The sequence below is a fragment of the Synechococcus sp. PCC 7335 genome (assembly GCF_000155595.1).
Classification (GTDB): Bacteria; Cyanobacteriota; Cyanobacteriia; order Phormidesmidales; family Phormidesmidaceae; genus Phormidesmis.
This window is the reverse complement of record NZ_DS989904.1, coordinates 3,911,233-3,927,197: the sequence shown is the minus strand read 5'-3', so window position 1 is coordinate 3,927,197 and position 15,965 is coordinate 3,911,233. Positions and strand designations below refer to the sequence as shown.

The window sequence follows — 15,965 nt, the reverse complement described above, 5'->3', positions numbered from 1 at the left end:
TCTGCCAGTAAGAGTTAGCTCTAACAGATCTGCTTACGGCGGATATACACTAGCGTCACTCCGCTGGCTTATTGCGGGCTGTATTGTTGCGATCGCATTGAAAAAGGAGCGGCTTGAAACATGAACGGCACCCTAAATACAGCAGCCACAATACAGCAGCCATAAGTCTGATGAACTGATGATCAAACTGGTAACGTTTTATTGACTAGCGCTACGAGTGCTCAGCAAATGCAGCCGTTTCGCCTGATTCTGTAAACGAGAAGACAGTGTAAGGTTCTGTATAGTCGCCTGATTCCATACCGGGAGAGCCAATAGGCATTCCTGGCACGGCAATTCCGGCCACGTCTGGCTTTTCAGCCAGCAGTCGTGCTAAATCTTCAGCAGGCACATGTCCTTCTACGATGTAATCACCGGCTACCGTTGTATGACATGAGCTCAGATTCGTAGGAACACCATACTGTTGCTTAATTGCACTCATGTCTTCGGTGATCTCATCTTTAACCTTAAAGCCAGCGGCCTCGGCGTGCTCTATCCACTGACCGCAGCACCCGCAAGTAGGACTACGAAAAACAGTGATTTCGCCGATCACAGCCGCCTGAGTAGCCATAATCTCTTGCGGTGATGACCCCATTCGCGCATTGTTGGTAGCCGTACAGCCAGCTAGCACTGAGCTGACTGCCGCTAAACCGACCACAAATATCTTGAATTTGGAGAAACGGTGAGTCATAGAAACCTCTTTGTACATTAATAGAGCTGTTACGAGTAATAGTTTGGCTGAAGCTGGGGTTTGATCTGTGGGCTACGTCCATTCAAAGCTAGAGCTTAGCGCTGAAGGTAGCTACCTCGCTAGATTCACTACATTGACAGTTAATTGTGAAATGAGGATGAAACAGAAGTTGACCTTATAGCTTGGTAGAGAGTTTACGATAGAAACAGTTGACGAAGAGGCAGTTGAAGATGGCCGTTTCAACACGATTAAAAATTGGCGAAGTGTCTAAGCAAACCGGTGTGGCAGTAGGTGCACTGCGCTATTACGAAAGGTTAGGCTTACTCGAATCCGAGCGTGGAGAGAATAGTTACCGCTATTATCCTCCAGAAGCGGTGCGACAGGTTCAGTTTGTAAAGAGAGCTCAGTCTTTAGGATTTACATTAGAAGATATTAGCGAAGTGCTAAATGCGCATCAGCAAGGAGATATGCCCTGCGATTTAGTGCAATCAATTCTGCAAGAAAAAATTGAGAAGATCGAGGCTCAGATCAAGGAAATGAAGTCGTTTAAGAAGGGACTTGTAGAATATCGAGATAGCTGGGCTGCCTCTAAACCACATCCTCAACCCGGAGATATTTGTCCTCTCATTGAAAAGATTCCACTAGATTCGTAGGCTTGAACCAGTGAAAAAAATCATTCTAGCTTCAGATTGCCATACTATTTTCTGTTGTATCTATTCTGTGTCCAAGTGTTTTCAACTGGGCATAAACTTTTCCTTCTTTTAATATCGCTTGACCTTGAAGTTAGGTATAGAGTTTATGCTGAGTTCTATCAAGGATTAGGGGTGAGTTTTTATGAGTAATCTGTTGATACCTGTAATCGCAGCGAAACTTGACGAGAGGAAATCTATGGGAGTTTTGCTTGCTGATGATTCTGAGCTATTTGCAAGGCTCAGGGCGCTTAGAAGGCGGTCATCTGAATTTGAGCCTGCATTTAAGACTACGCAAATACACATTGGAAATGCGTTGGGAAATTGCTACTTAGTTGCGACCAACGTATATCTGTTCTTCCAATTCTCTAAGATGAAGAACAGATATACGTTGAACTCACTTGGAAAGAGTTTTTATTGCTGAGATACCTTATGAAGCATCCCATTCAGATTATGACTAGTGACCAAGTACTTAATCAGCTGTGGACATTTAAGGCTGAACCCAACAGCAATCTAATAGCCGACTAAATGCAATTATTACGCCGTAAGTTAGGAGAATACAGCAGTCTAATCAAAACTGTTTATGGTATGAGATAAGAAGACATGATAAGACTAAATGGCACGATACCAAATCAGGGAAGTAGCGAGCTACAGTTAAGGGATAGCTAGTGGTGAGAATACCTCTGATGGTGAGAGGCCATTACCTTTGCAAAGGTGTCACAATCAGTTGATAAAAATTTAGCTAAAAACACATGAGAGTGATCAAACGAAGAGACTTTTTACGGCTGAGCGCAGGCACGACAGCGTCCATGTTGTTGACTCAGTGCGCCAGATTTCAGCCTCTCTCTTCTACACCTGTTTCTGCGCCGATTCAGCTTCAAACTTACAAGAGTAAAAACGGTTTGCTCAGCTTAGATTTAGAAGCCAGAGATCAGTCTGTACAGTTAGGAGATCGCACTGCCAATCTACTTGCCTACAACGGCAAAGTCCCTGGTCCACTTCTAGAAGCAAAACCTGGCGATCGAGTACAAATTCGTTTCACCAATCAACTCAACCAACCGACAAACATTCACTATCACGGCCTGCATATTCCGCCAACCGGCTCAAGTGACAATGTATTTTTAGAAATCTCTCCTGGCGAAAGCCACACATACGAATATCAGATTCCTGAAAATCATCTAGCGGGAACCTTTTGGTACCATCCTCATAAGCATGGACTGGTGGCCGAGCAACTCTTCGGCGGGCTGGCTGGGCTTTTCATTGTTCGTGGTGAGCTAGACGAGATTCCTGAAGTTAAAGCTGCTAGAGAAGAGTTCCTAGTACTCAAAGACTTTGCCTTAGATAGCAATGGCAACATCGCCGATACCGGACACATGTCTGCAATGACCGGACGCGCCGGTGGGCTGCTGACAGCTAACGGACAGCTCAACCCCGCAATGAGCATCTCTAAAGGTGGCCTCTTAAGATTACGACTGTTAAACGCCGCCCCTTCCCGTTTCTTTCGCCTATCGCTAGCAGACCATACAATGCACCTGATTGCGACAGACGGGGGGGCTATCTCATCACCTGTTGAGATAAGTGACGTTGTGTTAGCGCCTGGTGAGCGAGTTGAAGTCCTGATACAGGGAAACAAAGCATCCGGCAATTATCGCCTGATTAACCAACCTTTCAACCCTGCGCAAGGCGGCATGATGGGTGGAATGATGCGCCAGAACCAATCTTCAGATCGTGCCGAAACGGTGGCAACGCTCACTTATGACGGAGAAACTGATGAGATGAGCTTACCCAGCCAGCTCATTGCAGTTGAGTCCTTACCGGAGCCGCAGGTGACCCGAAAATTTGCACTGAATCACGGTATGGGCGGCATGATGGGTAGTGGCATGGTGTTCATGATCAATGGTAAAGCTTTCGATCCTAGCCGCGTTGACACTCAGGTAGTGCTAAATGCAGTTGAAGATTGGGAGGTGACCAATACAGGTTCAATGGCACACCCTTTCCATATTCATACCAACAAGTTTCAAATCATTAGCCAGAATGGTCAACCTGCGCCCTACGTAGCTTGGAAGGATGTGGTGTCAGTGAGTCCTGGAGAAACTGTTCGCATTCGGATGGCTTTTCGTGACTACACAGGTAAAACGGTCTACCACTGCCATGTGCTCGATCACGAAGATCGCGGCATGATGGGGATATTAGAAATACAACAAGCTTAAAAGCTGTAGGAGGGACAGATTCTAGCGGACGAGGTGATGAGGCTGATCATAGCTACCTACACACGCGATAAGCCCTTAAGAAAACATCAACGGCGCTATTTGCAATTCGTTTAATTTCTTCTGGCGTTACAGAAAGCTTGACTTGAAAGAGACACTTCTCAAACAAATCGGCTTTGCAGAGCTGGGCAAAGTGATGTGCCGCCATGTCTAAATCGTCAATTTTCAAGTCTCCTTTAGCAACAGCGCCTGCTAATAGCTGAACCATCCGACGTGAAGCTAAGTCTGGGCCAGAGTCGTAGAACGTGCGCGCTAGAGCTGGAAAGCGAGTGGCTTCTGCTAAGGCGAGCCGGTAGAGGCCTTGGATAAAAGCGGACGGACACATTTTTACGTAGTTGTAGGCAATCTCTCGTAGTACGGTTTCAATATCAGCGGATTGATCCTTAACCTTAAAGATTAACGCTGCCTGTTTACGACACTCCCCTTCAACGAAGGCGATAAAGAGCGTTTCTTTATCAGGAAAGTAATTGTACAGCGTTCCTTTCGATACACCAGCAGCACGAGCAAGCTTATCGGTGCTAGCACCTTCATACCCCATATCAAGGAAGACGTCACGTACACCCGTTAGAATCTGCTGAGCTTTAGGACTGTTCACATCAACTGAAAGCGGAGTTGCCATCTAATTTTCCTGACTGAACTGTTTAGTCATTTGACAATATCTTACCATGCGCGCTATCAATTAATGGTGACTGAACAGTTCAGTCATACCGTGTTATATACGGATGAACGTACATAGACTGTCTATTTGTGAAGGATCAGGTTCACATAGGAAACAAAAGCTCTAGCTCTTGACCTCCTGTGAGATCGTTTTTCTAGGATTCTATGATCTTTCTATTGTTTTGGGTATAGAACGTGGGAGTAAACCCATGCAAGGCAACTAATACCTTCAATAATGACCGAACGGTTCAGTCATCAAAACTACTCAATCAGGTAAACATTAGAGGATTTAAAACAATGAGCAACTATACGACAATCAGAATATTCACAAAGTCAGGGTGTCCTTACTGTGCTAGTGCGAAGGCGGTGTTAGATGAGGTGGGTCTACCGTATGTTCAGCACGATGTAAAAGCTAGCCAGCGCAATGCCGATAGCAGTCTCTACGCTTCAGGCGTTGCTACCGTACCGCAGATCTTTTTCGGTGATTACCACATCAATGGTGCTGAAGATATAGCGGCGCTTCAGCAGGCGGGGCGCTTGACAGAGCTAGCGCAGGCAATGGCGGGCCGCGACCTTGGCCTAGAGGCTCTCTCTGATGCTGAGCTGGCTCAAGGGGCAGAAGATACGCTTTTGCGGGAGTACATTCCGGCTAGCGACGGTTCTCGCGATGATGATCCTGAAGCTTGGCCGCTACTGCGCTTTTATAAGCAGTTCTTTGGCTTCTGGCCTAACTGCTTTGAGTACATGCATCAGTGGCCCCAGGCGTACAAGCTGTTTGTGTATTGTCACAACATGTCGGCGGTGAAAATGGCAAAGGAGTTTCTAGGCGATACGATGATGTACGTCTCGGGCTTTGCAACGTCTAACGCTCACGGCTGCAACTACTGCCAGGTGCATGCAGCAGCGACGGGCGATGAAGAATCTGTCGGGGTGATTAGGCAGCTTAAGGCAGCTCAAGCAGGTAATTTCGATGGGTCAATTGGCCCTTTTGAGGTGGCCCTGGCAGAGCTGGCCGCAGCCGCAACCACGAATCAGGTCACGCCTGAACTAATAGAGCGTATTCGAGCGCTGGCCCCACAGGCTCGCGGCCCGGTAAAAGATGCTGATAAAAACCTCCTGGGCATCAGCCTAATCGTGGCGGCTTTTGGCTATCTCAATGTCTTCAACGATCTCACTAGCGTTGAGATCGAAGGCGACTGGATGCAGAAAGGACAAGCAGCAGGTGTAGAGGCGGGTCGGCATGGCTCAAGCGAGGCTAATCCTTCTAATCTGGACTACGAGATTCCAGAGGGCGGCCCTTCGATTCCGGAGCTATTTGCTAAGTATGAGGCGGCAGTGGGTGACTTGGATGCCTATGCCCAACGTGAGTTTGGCGCAATGCCAATCTGGTTCGAGACCTTTCCAGCACCCGTGCGTAAGCGTCATGCCTATCTGTATGGAGAGCTGTTAGGAGAGAAAGACCACACACTGTTCTCTTCTGAACTCAAACATTTGATGCTGCGGGTTTCTGCGATCGCTCGTAGTCATGATGCGGTGGCTGCCAATGAAGCTTTCATGGCCCACCACACTAGCGAAAACAGTCAGAAATCGCTCGAACGCATTCGTCATTGCTTCGCTGTCGCTACCGGACGCGCAGAGGCAGAAGGCGTCTTCACCGCTCAAGAGAAAGCGGCTTTGCAGCTGGCCTGGGTAAGCGCACAACAGCCGCTAACCACACCGCGTCGGTTTGTTCAATCGGCGATGGATACGTTCGATCCTGTTGAGCTAGTTCATCTGATTACCGTATGTTCTATGGGTTCGATGATTCAACGATTCAGTGCAATCACCCAGCCAGAGATAACGTCTAAAGTTGCGAGCTTTATGAATACCCACGGATTAAAGACTCAGTCACTGGTGCTTCGCTACCCAGTACCAACGAAGAGTTTGGCTGGAATTGCTTAGATTATTGTAGGTTTGTTGGCGATCATCCAGGACTATAGCAATCCGCGCTTATCTTGCACCATCACCAAGTGCCACAACCTTTGATAGATAAAGCTAAGTGCTTAGCAATCTGCTGAATGCATTTAGCAGATTGCTATACATTCTCTATGCGATCGCCAACAAACCTGCGCAGTATCGCCAGCTTTCTAACGTTTCAGAACCATCACTCAAAACAGCGCTTCAAAAATCCCGTGAAATAGACAAGGAAAGGCGAAACAACATGACTGACTCAGCTTACGCTCTCGTTGTGATTGGCAGTAGAACTGGCGGCGTGGCCGCTGCCAAAGGAAAAATTGTTCGCAGTTAGGCTTATTCTCGTATCTAGGTGAGTATTTGTTTTGCGCGGCGAGTCAATTCGCCTACTTCCTCGACATTTGGCCAGGGCACTACTTTCTCATCGTCTCGCAGCCAAAGCAGATATTCAATATTACCTGCTGGACCTACTGTATCTGACCAGGTAAGCCCTCGATAGTGCCAGCCTAACCGCTTAGCCACCTGAATTACTTGTAGGATAGCACTAGCTTGATCTTTTGAATCTCTCACAACGCCTTTCTTACCTATCTTCTCTCGACCCACCTCAAACTGTGGCTTGACTAACAGAACAACTTCCCTAGGAGAATCTAATAAAGCCCAAAAAGCAGGTAGCACTTTTGCAAGAGAAATAAAAGAGACATCCATTACACCAAGTGTGGCAATCTGCTTGTCGTCGTAAAGTTCTGATGATGTCAAATGACGAATGTTTGTTCTTTCTTTTAGCGTCACTCTAGGATCTTGCCGAATTTTCCAGGCAACTTGCCCGTAGCCAACGTCGACGCCATAGACTCTTCGAGCATTAGCCTGTAGCAGGCAGTCAGTAAAGCCGCCCGTTGAGATGCCGCCATCTAGACAAGTTTTCCCTTCTACTCGAACATTAAATGTTTTCAGGGCTTTGGCTAGCTTTTCACCGCCTCTAGAGACAAAGGGTGGCTTTTGCTTTAGCTCTATCACCGCATCTGTGGCTACTAGGGTACCCGGTTTATCAATTATCTGTTGAGCAATTTTCACCTCTCCAGCTCTAATCAAACGCTGGGCCTGTTGTCGTGATGGACACAGACCTTGTTCTACTAAGAGGATATCGATACGCTGTTTAGCCAAAGCTTGAAGCAGAATGAACAGTGTCGATTGTATCGTCAAGTTGTTTCAAAAGGGTAAACCAACCAGCAGAAGTGGCAGAGTAGATATCAATAGCTAAAAGCTCTTCTCCGTATCGCCAGGAACAGGCTAAGTTTTTTCATCATCCTCTGCATTATTGTCTTTCCAAGTAGAAGATTCCTCTGCAGCAATAGGTATTTCGCTTTGTCTCACCTTTTTTGGCTTTAGATAGGGCGATCGCGGTCTAGCTCTTGGTTGCTTTGCCAAATCAGGAACCAATGAAAGCTGCTGAGCCTCTGATAATACGGGTTCGACAGTTGGCTGCTGCTTTCTACGCTTAGAGACCCCTTCTTCACTGGTTTGCTCGGCTACCACCTCATATAGCAAAGCCACTTTACCGTCGTTTCCCTTGCGCAATACCCGGCCTAGCCGCTGAATATATTCACGCGTAGACCCACTGCCAGAGAGCAAGATAGCAATTCGCGCATCCGGCACGTCGACACCTTCGTTGAGTACATGAGAAACCACAATTACGCTATAGTCACCGCCACGAAACTTTTGCAAGATAGTATGCCTTTCCTTGACCGGTGTTTGGTGTGTGATCGCTGGAATCAGAAATTCCTGCGAGATCTTGTAAACCGTAGCGTTATCGTTAGTGAAGATGAGAGTGCGTTCTGGATAGTGCTGCTTGAGTAGTTTTTCTAGTAGAGATAGTTTGCCGGCGGTCCCTAGCGCAATATTTTTGGCCTCTCGGTGAGCGATCATAGCGCGGCGACCGGCAGGAGATTGAGCGCTAGCCTGAACAAATCGCTGCCAACCTTGAGCGCTGCTCAGCCAAATGTTAGAAGCTTTAAGAAAGTCGTTGCGTTGCTGCTGTAGGCTGTCGTAGCGATCGCGCTCCTCTTGGTTAAGTTTCACCTTTAGCTGCACAACCTGATAAGGGGCTAGCGCTGTTCCTGAAAGCTCTGCTGCCGTTCGCCGATAGACCACCGGACCTAGTAATTCGTCTAGATCTTCGTGGCGACCATCCGTTCGCTCGGGCGTAGCTGTTAGGCCTAATCGATAGGGCGAGATTGAATATTCGGCAATGCAGCGGTGAAAGTCACTCGGTAAATGATGGCATTCATCGCATATCAGTAGCGCGTATTGACTGCCTAGATCTTCGGCGTAGATAGCGGCGCTATCATAAGTAGCCACGAGTATAGGGGTGCGATCGCGTGAGCCACCACCTAGCAACCCTACCTCCACCCCGGGAAAGGCCGCTTCTAAATCCGCATACCATTGATGCATGAGATCTAGCGTCGGTACCGTGATCAAGGTCCGTCTTGGGGTAGCTGCGATCACCATATGGGCCAGGTAGGTCTTTCCTGCCGCTGTCGGCAGAACCACTACGCCACGTCGCTGCTGCTTCCAAGCGTCTAATGCTTCCTGCTGATGGTCATAAGGCGTCAGAGTCAAATTATTCTGCAAGTCTAGCGGTTGAACCGCCTCGACCTTGTCTTCGAAACGTACACCTTCAGCTCGCAGCGCCGATACTAATCGCCGATATTTATCAGCAGGTACCCGAAAGCGCTCAATTCGATCGTCCCAGATTGCATAGTCAATCCACGCTTTTCCTCTAGGTGGCGGATGCAAAACTAGCGTCCCACGATCAAACTTTAGGGTTGGCATTCTGGCCATAGAATTCGATCAGTTCCACTTGATAGCTTTAGTTATTGCTTTAGTCACTTAGCTGGCGACACTCGCAACCGCTAGCGCTTTTATATACAGCGGGCTGAGTGACGTACAAACGGGAAATGTAATCCGAAGCTTGCTATAGCAGCTAGTGCAGCACCTGTAGCATAGCGTCTACTGACTATTCATACTGATCATACTGACTAGCTGCAAATCCTACGGTACGTGGATAATAAAAAGACATTAGCAAATACAGCAAAGTAAGGCTGTATTCTTACTTTGCTATAGAATCTGAAAGGCGATTACCTCAGCCAAGAACTCGCCAAGGCAATCGCTAAAGTTTCGCAGTTAGAATTTACTCGTTAGTCATGGTAGAAGTCGCTTCTGGCAAAGCTCGTATTGAAAAAGACTCTATGGGAGAGCTTGAGATTCCAGAGGACGCTTATTACGGGATCCAAACCCTGCGGGCTATCCAGAATTTCTCAATTAGCGGACTGCGACCGCTGCCTACTTACGTAGATGCCTGTTTGCTAATCAAAAAGGCAACGGCGATCGCCAATCGAGAACTAGGCTGCATTCCCGCTGATATTGGTGAGGCCATCGTTCAGGCCGTAGACGAAATCCTTAAAGGCGACTTGCGCGATCAGTTTGTTGTGGACGTCTACCAGGCAGGCGCAGGTACCTCGCATCATATGAACGTCAACGAAGTGCTCGCTAACCGCGCTTTGGAACTACTCGGTGATACCAAAGGAAACTACAGCAGGGTGAGTCCAAACGACCATGTGAACTATGGTCAGTCGACCAATGACGTGATCCCTACAGCTATTCGAGTGGGGGGGGTTCTGGCGCTAGAACATTCGCTATATCCGGCTTTAGAAGGGGCGATCGCTACCGTCAAGACCAAAGCTATCGAATTTCAAAACATCGTTCGCTCTGGCCGCACCCATATGCAAGACGCCGTTCCGGTTCGTCTAGGCGAAGGTTTTCGCGCATGGGAGCATATCCTCAGCGGACATCAGCAACGAATTCAAACTGCCGCTGCTGAATTAGCTGTTATTGGTTTAGGCGGTAGCGCAACCGGTACCGGACTTAACACCCACCCAGACTATCGCTTGCGCGTGGCTGAAATTTTGAGTGATTACCTGAAGCAGTCCGTTACCAGTGCTCCGCATCTGATGGCCGCGATGCAAAGTATGGCTCCTTTTGTCGCTCTTAGCAGCACCTTGCGTAATCTGGCTCAAGACCTCGTGAAAATCTCTCACGATCTGCGCCTGCTCGACTCTGGACCAAAGACCGGGCTAAAAGAAATCCAGCTACCGCCTGTGCAGCCGGGCTCGTCAATTATGCCGGGTAAGTACAATCCAGTGATGGCCGAGATGACCTCGATGGTGTGCTTTCAAGTAATGGGCTACGACCAGGCGATTGCACTGGCGGCTCAAGCGGGTCAGCTAGAACTCAACGTGATGATGCCGTTGATTGCCTATGACTTGATTCACAGCATCGAGATTCTTGGAAACACCGTTGAAGCTCTAGATACGAAATGCCTTCAGGGAATTACCGCCTTCCCTGAACGCTGCGCCGACTATGCAGAAGGCAGTCTGGCTTTGGTGACAGCGCTGAATACGCATATTGGCTACTTGAATGCGGCCGCGATCGCTAAGGAATCGCTTGAAACTGGAAAGTCTCTTCGCCAGCTGATATTAGAGAATGAGCTGATGGATAAAACCACACTCGATAGGGTTCTCGATTTACAGAAGATGAGCCAGGTCATCGGCAGTAACTGAATAATCCTAAAAGGCCTCTAACTTGGCAAGACTGACAACCTTCGGGCAACTAAGATAGTTTGAGTCATCCAAATATTTTGATAGGACTTGTGATCACCTGGTGCGATCGCCTGGTCAAAAGCCTGGTCAAAGTAGCTCACAAGTCAGACAAAGTAGCTTGTGGTATGAAGGTCAGCTAAAGTAATCAGCAAAGCCGTAAGACTGCTTAGGTTTGGTACAGAACTTTGGTACAAAACGCTTGGGCCTAACCAATCTGCGTAGCAACTAATCGCTCAACTAAGCATCTGCTAAGATCTTATCTTCATAGATTTTGTACGTTCATATCTGCCTGTTCAATAGTTCAATACTAGACTCATTCACCTATGACCTATAGTGCTCCTCAACCCGTCACTGCTCAAGAAGATGCTTGGTGGGTACAGCAATGGGTAGACCTGCTTAATTCTTATCGTTTCAAAAAACGGCTAGAAAGAGGGCGAAACTATGCACGGCAGGGGAATATTCTTTCGCTTGAGTTTAGAGACTCAAAGGTACATGCCACCGTACAGGGAACGGCTAATGAGCCGTACCAGCTATCTATTTGGATAGAGCGCTTTACTGATGAGGACTGGGGCTTTGTGATCGATACCCTCAGTCAAAAGGCGTTATATTCTGCGCAGCTATTGGCGGGTGAAATGCCAGACTCAATTGAGGCGGTGTTTACCTCGAATGGTCTTAGCCTGTTTCCCTTTACACTAGCTGATGTCAAATCCAAATGTAGCTGCCCCGATCCCAAAAATCCTTGCAAACATATTGCGGCTGTTTACTACCAGCTAGGCGATGCCTTCCGGGAAGATCCTTTTGTTTTGTTTCAGCTACGAGGTCGGACCAAAGAACAGATTCTAGAGGCGCTGCGACAGCACAGACAGCAGACAGCTGGTGAAGCAACAGGTTCTGAGGCTGAGCTAGCAGACGAACCCAAAGAGATACTCCCTTCTGAGCCTGCCGCAAAAGCGAAAACGACTCTCCCGATTGAGACTTTTTGGACATACGATACGCCCATTGATCCCTCGCTCGTGGTGATTACACCGGCGGAGCAGACTGTGCTAGAGGTCATTGGTGATATGCCCTTGCCGACGAGCGAAGCGCAAATAGTCATGGCTCATTTCAAAACGCTCTATCAGAATGTTGCTCAGCAGGCGATGATAACAGCACTTAGCTAAGCAAAAAGCTAGTCAATCTATTGTCAGCTATCTCACCATTGCGAGCAAACGCTTTAGACCTAGCCAGCCGATGAGGGTGTAGCCAACTGCTAGCAAGAGGCTGCTTAGCGTCACTCGAAGTGTGGCTTTTGTAGCTTCGGATTTAAGTCTTTTGGTAGCGTCTTCTCTTTGATCACTGATTTGAGTTTGTAGCTCGGTCTGAGCTTCGCTAACTTGAGAGTTTAAGAAACTATCTAGCTCTTGTGGGTTGCTACGAAAGCGCTCGATTTGGGCCACTTGAGCTTCGTCTAAGCTACCGCTGGCGATCGCGGCCTGTAGCTGACTTTCATTTTCTAGCAATGCATCAATCTGGGCTCGGCGCTGAGCCAGATCGCTGTTTAGCTGCGTCTCTAGGTCGGCGGTGGCCTGCTCCGCTTCTGCTGCTACTTGAGCTAAAGCATCACGACTTTGAACGCGAACATTGTTAGGATGGAGCACCGTTGTGACTAGAAAGATCAGCCCTAGTAAGCACGAAAGCAAACAAGTCCAGAACCGGGCATCTAGAAATAAAGTGGACTTCCTGGCTGATCTTCCTAAGCTAGTGTCAATCCAGTAGCCTGTGAAGAGTAGTGCAACACCTACAAGAGGAACAAGCCCTCTATCTACTAAGCCAGTAACTGTAGATAGCTGCCATGCTCGGTTGCTAAAGTCTGGTGGAAATAGCAGTGTCAAAAAATCAATCAGCGCCACTAGGATAGCGATCGCTCCTACTAGCTTGAGTGAGATGGCCGCTAGCGGTGACGGCACAATAACGCTGTCATTCGGCGAAGTCGTTGTCATAACAAATTAACTAGGTGCAAGCAGCTACACCATATTTCCCCTTAGTGTGTCCAGAGTTACTCAGTGTTCACAATAGCGTGATGTGCCGTCAAGAATAAATCAAGTCGAGGAATTCATGACTAGTCTTAAGTCACTCCTTCACTTCTCTTGTTCTGTGTAGCTCACGTTGATCTGGCTTTTTCTTTCATATAGCCAGTTCAACCGCTGAGGATCTAGCTTGGCATAATACATTAGCTTCAGCATCTGGTTGACTAGGGCTTGCCGATAGATTCCGCGATCACGAAACCGTCTAGCTGAGGTCGTCACCTTACCAGAGGCGATCGCCGCTCTTCCGTTGTGTTTAGACGCCTTGCCAAAATCGCGCAGGGCAATACTTAACGCCGTATCTTCAAAAATGTCGATGTCTGGGACGCCACCTACGGCGGTAAGTGCTTCCCTAGTGGCAAAAATACAGTGGTCCAGATAGAGAATGCCTTGGCGCGATCGCATGCTAGTTGAATACCAAGAGGTGAATCGCAGTAGCCAGTGATCCATATCAAAGCTATGAATAAATCCCCCCCACACAGCGCAGTGCTGCTTCAACGCGGATTCGGCCTGCCAGAAAGCGTTATCTTCTGGCAATAGAGTTGCTGGATGATGTAATAGAACGTATTCACCTTTGCTAGCTTCGATGCCTACATTCAGACGCTGTGCTCGGTTACTCGCTGTTGTTTGGATAATCTCTATCTCGGGAAATCGCTGAATGATAGCAAGCGTATCGTCCTGACTTGGGCTGACAACGGCGATTAGCTGCTTTGGGCCACTTTGCGATCGCAAATTCTCTAAGATCTGGGGCAAATACCCATGGCGCGACTCATTAAAACAAGGCAAAACAACAGAGAACATTGCGAAGTAGCCCGTACTTTGCTCACGTCAATACTAAAGGCTACACCGCTAACCTAACAATGCAAAGCCTGATGAGTAATGCATAGTCTAGGTAATGTAGAGCCTAGACAAATAGCTTGGAAACAGCTAAAAAAATCAGCAGTAGCGCTTGTTAGCGCACACCGGGTACTTCAGCTTTTTTACCTTCTAAGGGGCGCCACTCCATAGCCTCTCTATAAGTACTCGAACGAGTCAAAATATCTAGGGTAAGCTGGTCAGAGCTAAAGGAGTGATTCATGATAGCCCCAACAACTGAAATTCTTGCCGACAAAACTGCGCTGATTGATCGCGCCTATGATTTAACCGTCTCTGTGGTCAAAGAAGCAATCGCCTCTAGTGATCAAGCTACCCTCGCACTTTCTGGTGGCAGTACCCCAAAGCCGCTATACGAAGCGTTAGCCAAGGCCGATTTACCCTGGGAGAAAGTCTATATTTTTTGGGGTGATGAGCGCTACGTACCGCACGATCATCCTAAAAGCAATGCTCGGATGGCGAAAGAAGCTTGGCTCAACCACGTTCCTATTCCAACTGAAAACATCTTTCCAATCCCAACTAGCGCTGGCGACCCTGCGACTGATGCTGCGGCTTACGAAAACCAACTCAAGGACTTTTTTCAACTAGCTGAGAACGAACTACCTGCCCTAGACTTTGTATTGCAAGGGATGGGAGATGATGGACATACGGCCTCGTTATTTCCTCACACAAAAGCGCTTGATGTGCGCGATCGCCTAGTCACCGTAGGTAATCACGACGGTGAACCCCGTATCACTTTCACTGTGCCACTCATTAATCGAGGACGACGCGTTGTTTTCTTAGTCGCTGGAGAAAATAAACAAACAGCGCTTGCTCATATCTTTTCTGACGATGCCGATGGTCATACTTACCCTAGTAAGCTGATCCAACCTGCCGCTGGAGCCCACTGGCTGTTAGATGCGGCCGCAGGCAAAGGAGTGCCGGAGGGGATGTAAAGTCGCTAATGCATCAGTCTGATCGGTCAAAATTGACGAGTGGCTCTCTTTGAAGGGGGCCACCAAACGAAGAGTTTGACCAAAAGTTGGGCAGAGCAGCTAAGCCGAGCAGCCACAATGAACGTTTTATATCCTTGATCTTCTAGGTCTTGCTATCAATCTTACCTTCAAGCGAAATCGTCATTTTATTGAAGTCCTCATGATTACCTGTCCTAACTGCAACCACCAAAACCCAGACGGCGCACTTCAATGTGAAGCCTGTTACACGCCGCTGCCAGCCTTAGTTACCTGCCCTAGCTGTCAAGCACTCGTGCAAGCAAACTCTAGCTTTTGCGGTCAGTGTGGCCACGACCTAAGGGAATCTGCGCAGCAAGAGTCTGCTGAACCTGGGCCAGCTGAGAGCTTCTCACCAGCTAACACAGAAAGCGCTATGTCTGAGGTTGCTTTGCCTGAACCAAATTCACCAGAGCCTGTAACAGCGACACCGACGGTCAATGCGTCATCGGTAAATGCGTCAATAGATCAGCCGGACTCTGAATCGTTCAGTGAGTTTAGTCAGTCTATAGACTTTGACGAATCTGTGGACTTCGGTACGCTTGAAACCACTGCTGAGCCAGCTGAGGAATCTCCTGAATCAGCAACTGGTCCAACCAACAAGTCAACAGTCGAACCAGAAGGCCCACTTCCTGCTTCGGTTCCAACTGCGCCTCTGCCTGCTTCACCTTTGCCAACGGTGCTTGCAACTCAAATTCAAGCGGCGGCGGCAGTGTTAACCCATGTTCAGACAGGAACAAGTATCACGCTACCGAGCGAGCTATCTGTTGTGCGGATTGGGAAACCTAATGAGCACACACAGCCCGATATTGATATTTCAGGGTTTCCTAACTCGGAAATTGTTTCGAGGGTGCATGCCAACCTTCTGATAGAAGGCGACGTCTACTATCTAGAAGATGTGGGTAGCTCTAATGGAACCTATATCAACGGTCTGCCGCTACCAGCAGGCAACCGTCATCGGTTGAATATAGGCGATCGCATTGCTCTTGGTAAAGGCGATAAGGTCAGCTTTGTTTTCGAGGCAGCTAGGCATTAAATTAGCTGTGCAAAAGGCTTCAAGGTGACCAACTTAGTCTAACGATTTAGTCCAAT

The 15,965-nt window shown here is 48.1% G+C and carries 17 protein-coding genes; 9 read left to right on the top strand and 8 right to left on the bottom strand.

Annotation, left to right across the window (positions count from 1 at the left end):
* Positions 1–211: 211 nt before the first annotated feature.
* Positions 212–727 (bottom strand): DUF411 domain-containing protein, encoded by a 516-nt coding sequence (locus S7335_RS16535; RefSeq protein ID WP_227500015.1) that lies wholly within the window; start codon positions 725–727, stop codon positions 212–214.
* Between the two features lie 230 nt (positions 728–957).
* On the opposite strand from S7335_RS16535, the gene S7335_RS16530 reads away from it, so the two are divergent.
* The 3 genes from S7335_RS16530 (at position 958) to S7335_RS16520 (ending at position 3,626) form a co-directional block, all read left to right on the top strand.
* Positions 958–1,380: a heavy metal-responsive transcriptional regulator gene (locus tag S7335_RS16530; RefSeq protein ID WP_006453555.1), complete on the top strand. Its 423-nt coding sequence runs from the start codon at positions 958–960 to the stop codon at positions 1,378–1,380.
* A 420-nt stretch (positions 1,381–1,800) separates the two neighbouring features.
* Positions 1,801–1,944: a helix-turn-helix domain-containing protein gene (locus tag S7335_RS28905; protein WP_227500070.1), complete on the top strand. Its 144-nt coding sequence runs from the start codon at positions 1,801–1,803 to the stop codon at positions 1,942–1,944.
* Positions 1,945–2,168: 224 nt separating this feature from the next.
* The gene (locus S7335_RS16520; protein ID WP_006456383.1) at positions 2,169–3,626 is read left to right on the top strand and encodes a multicopper oxidase family protein; all 1,458 of its coding nucleotides are present in this window, start codon (positions 2,169–2,171) and stop codon (positions 3,624–3,626) included.
* Positions 3,627–3,678: 52 nt separating this feature from the next.
* Here the strand turns inward: S7335_RS16520 and S7335_RS16515 are convergent, their stop codons facing one another.
* The gene (locus S7335_RS16515; protein ID WP_006456465.1) at positions 3,679–4,302 is read right to left on the bottom strand and encodes a TetR/AcrR family transcriptional regulator; all 624 of its coding nucleotides are present in this window, start codon (positions 4,300–4,302) and stop codon (positions 3,679–3,681) included.
* A gap of 335 nt (positions 4,303–4,637) precedes the next feature.
* On the opposite strand from S7335_RS16515, the gene S7335_RS16510 reads away from it, so the two are divergent.
* The gene (locus tag S7335_RS16510; RefSeq protein ID WP_006455827.1) at positions 4,638–6,281 is read left to right on the top strand and encodes a glutaredoxin domain-containing protein; all 1,644 of its coding nucleotides are present in this window, start codon (positions 4,638–4,640) and stop codon (positions 6,279–6,281) included.
* 97 nt (positions 6,282–6,378) lie between these two features.
* On the top strand, positions 6,379–6,627 hold the full coding sequence (locus S7335_RS16505; RefSeq protein ID WP_006457190.1) for a hypothetical protein: 249 nt from the start codon (positions 6,379–6,381) through the stop codon (positions 6,625–6,627).
* A 14-nt stretch (positions 6,628–6,641) separates the two neighbouring features.
* Here S7335_RS16505 and S7335_RS16500 read toward each other — a convergent pair whose 3' ends face one another.
* On the bottom strand, positions 6,642–7,454 hold the full coding sequence (locus tag S7335_RS16500) for a TlyA family RNA methyltransferase (protein ID WP_038018787.1): 813 nt from the start codon (positions 7,452–7,454) through the stop codon (positions 6,642–6,644).
* Between the two features lie 126 nt (positions 7,455–7,580).
* On the bottom strand, positions 7,581–9,131 hold the full coding sequence (locus tag S7335_RS16495; RefSeq protein WP_006456330.1) for a DEAD/DEAH box helicase: 1,551 nt from the start codon (positions 9,129–9,131) through the stop codon (positions 7,581–7,583).
* A 362-nt stretch (positions 9,132–9,493) separates the two neighbouring features.
* Between S7335_RS16495 and S7335_RS16490 the strand changes: the two genes are divergently transcribed.
* Entirely contained in the window at positions 9,494–10,909 is a 1,416-nt protein-coding gene (locus S7335_RS16490; RefSeq protein ID WP_006455982.1) for an aspartate ammonia-lyase, read from the top strand.
* Positions 10,910–10,926: 17 nt separating this feature from the next.
* On the opposite strand, the gene S7335_RS29225 is transcribed toward S7335_RS16490, so the two are convergent.
* Positions 10,927–11,049, bottom strand: coding sequence for a hypothetical protein (locus S7335_RS29225; protein ID WP_006456512.1), 123 nt, complete (start codon positions 11,047–11,049; stop codon positions 10,927–10,929).
* A 222-nt stretch (positions 11,050–11,271) separates the two neighbouring features.
* Here S7335_RS29225 and S7335_RS16485 point away from each other — a divergent pair, with 222 nt between their 5' ends.
* The gene (locus S7335_RS16485) at positions 11,272–12,108 is read left to right on the top strand and encodes an SWIM zinc finger family protein (RefSeq protein WP_006453521.1); all 837 of its coding nucleotides are present in this window, start codon (positions 11,272–11,274) and stop codon (positions 12,106–12,108) included.
* A 27-nt stretch (positions 12,109–12,135) separates the two neighbouring features.
* On the opposite strand, the gene S7335_RS16480 is transcribed toward S7335_RS16485, so the two are convergent.
* From S7335_RS16480 to S7335_RS29220, 3 genes are all read right to left on the bottom strand, one after another.
* On the bottom strand, positions 12,136–12,927 hold the full coding sequence (locus tag S7335_RS16480; RefSeq protein WP_006456869.1) for an HpsJ family protein: 792 nt from the start codon (positions 12,925–12,927) through the stop codon (positions 12,136–12,138).
* Positions 12,928–13,065: 138 nt separating this feature from the next.
* On the bottom strand, positions 13,066–13,812 hold the full coding sequence (locus S7335_RS16475; protein ID WP_006456947.1) for a glycosyltransferase: 747 nt from the start codon (positions 13,810–13,812) through the stop codon (positions 13,066–13,068).
* Positions 13,813–13,963: 151 nt separating this feature from the next.
* Positions 13,964–14,089, bottom strand: a complete 126-nt coding sequence (locus tag S7335_RS29220; protein WP_255346465.1) for a hypothetical protein — start codon at positions 14,087–14,089, stop codon at positions 13,964–13,966.
* On the opposite strand from S7335_RS29220, the gene pgl reads away from it, so the two are divergent.
* Together pgl and S7335_RS16465 are read left to right on the top strand one after the other, a co-directional pair.
* The gene (gene pgl / locus S7335_RS16470; protein ID WP_006453682.1) at positions 14,088–14,819 is read left to right on the top strand and encodes a 6-phosphogluconolactonase; all 732 of its coding nucleotides are present in this window, start codon (positions 14,088–14,090) and stop codon (positions 14,817–14,819) included. The genes S7335_RS29220 and pgl overlap by 2 nt on opposite strands.
* 199 nt (positions 14,820–15,018) lie before the next feature.
* Positions 15,019–15,909, top strand: coding sequence for an FHA domain-containing protein (locus S7335_RS16465; protein WP_006454535.1), 891 nt, complete (start codon positions 15,019–15,021; stop codon positions 15,907–15,909).
* Positions 15,910–15,965: the final 56 nt, after the last annotated feature.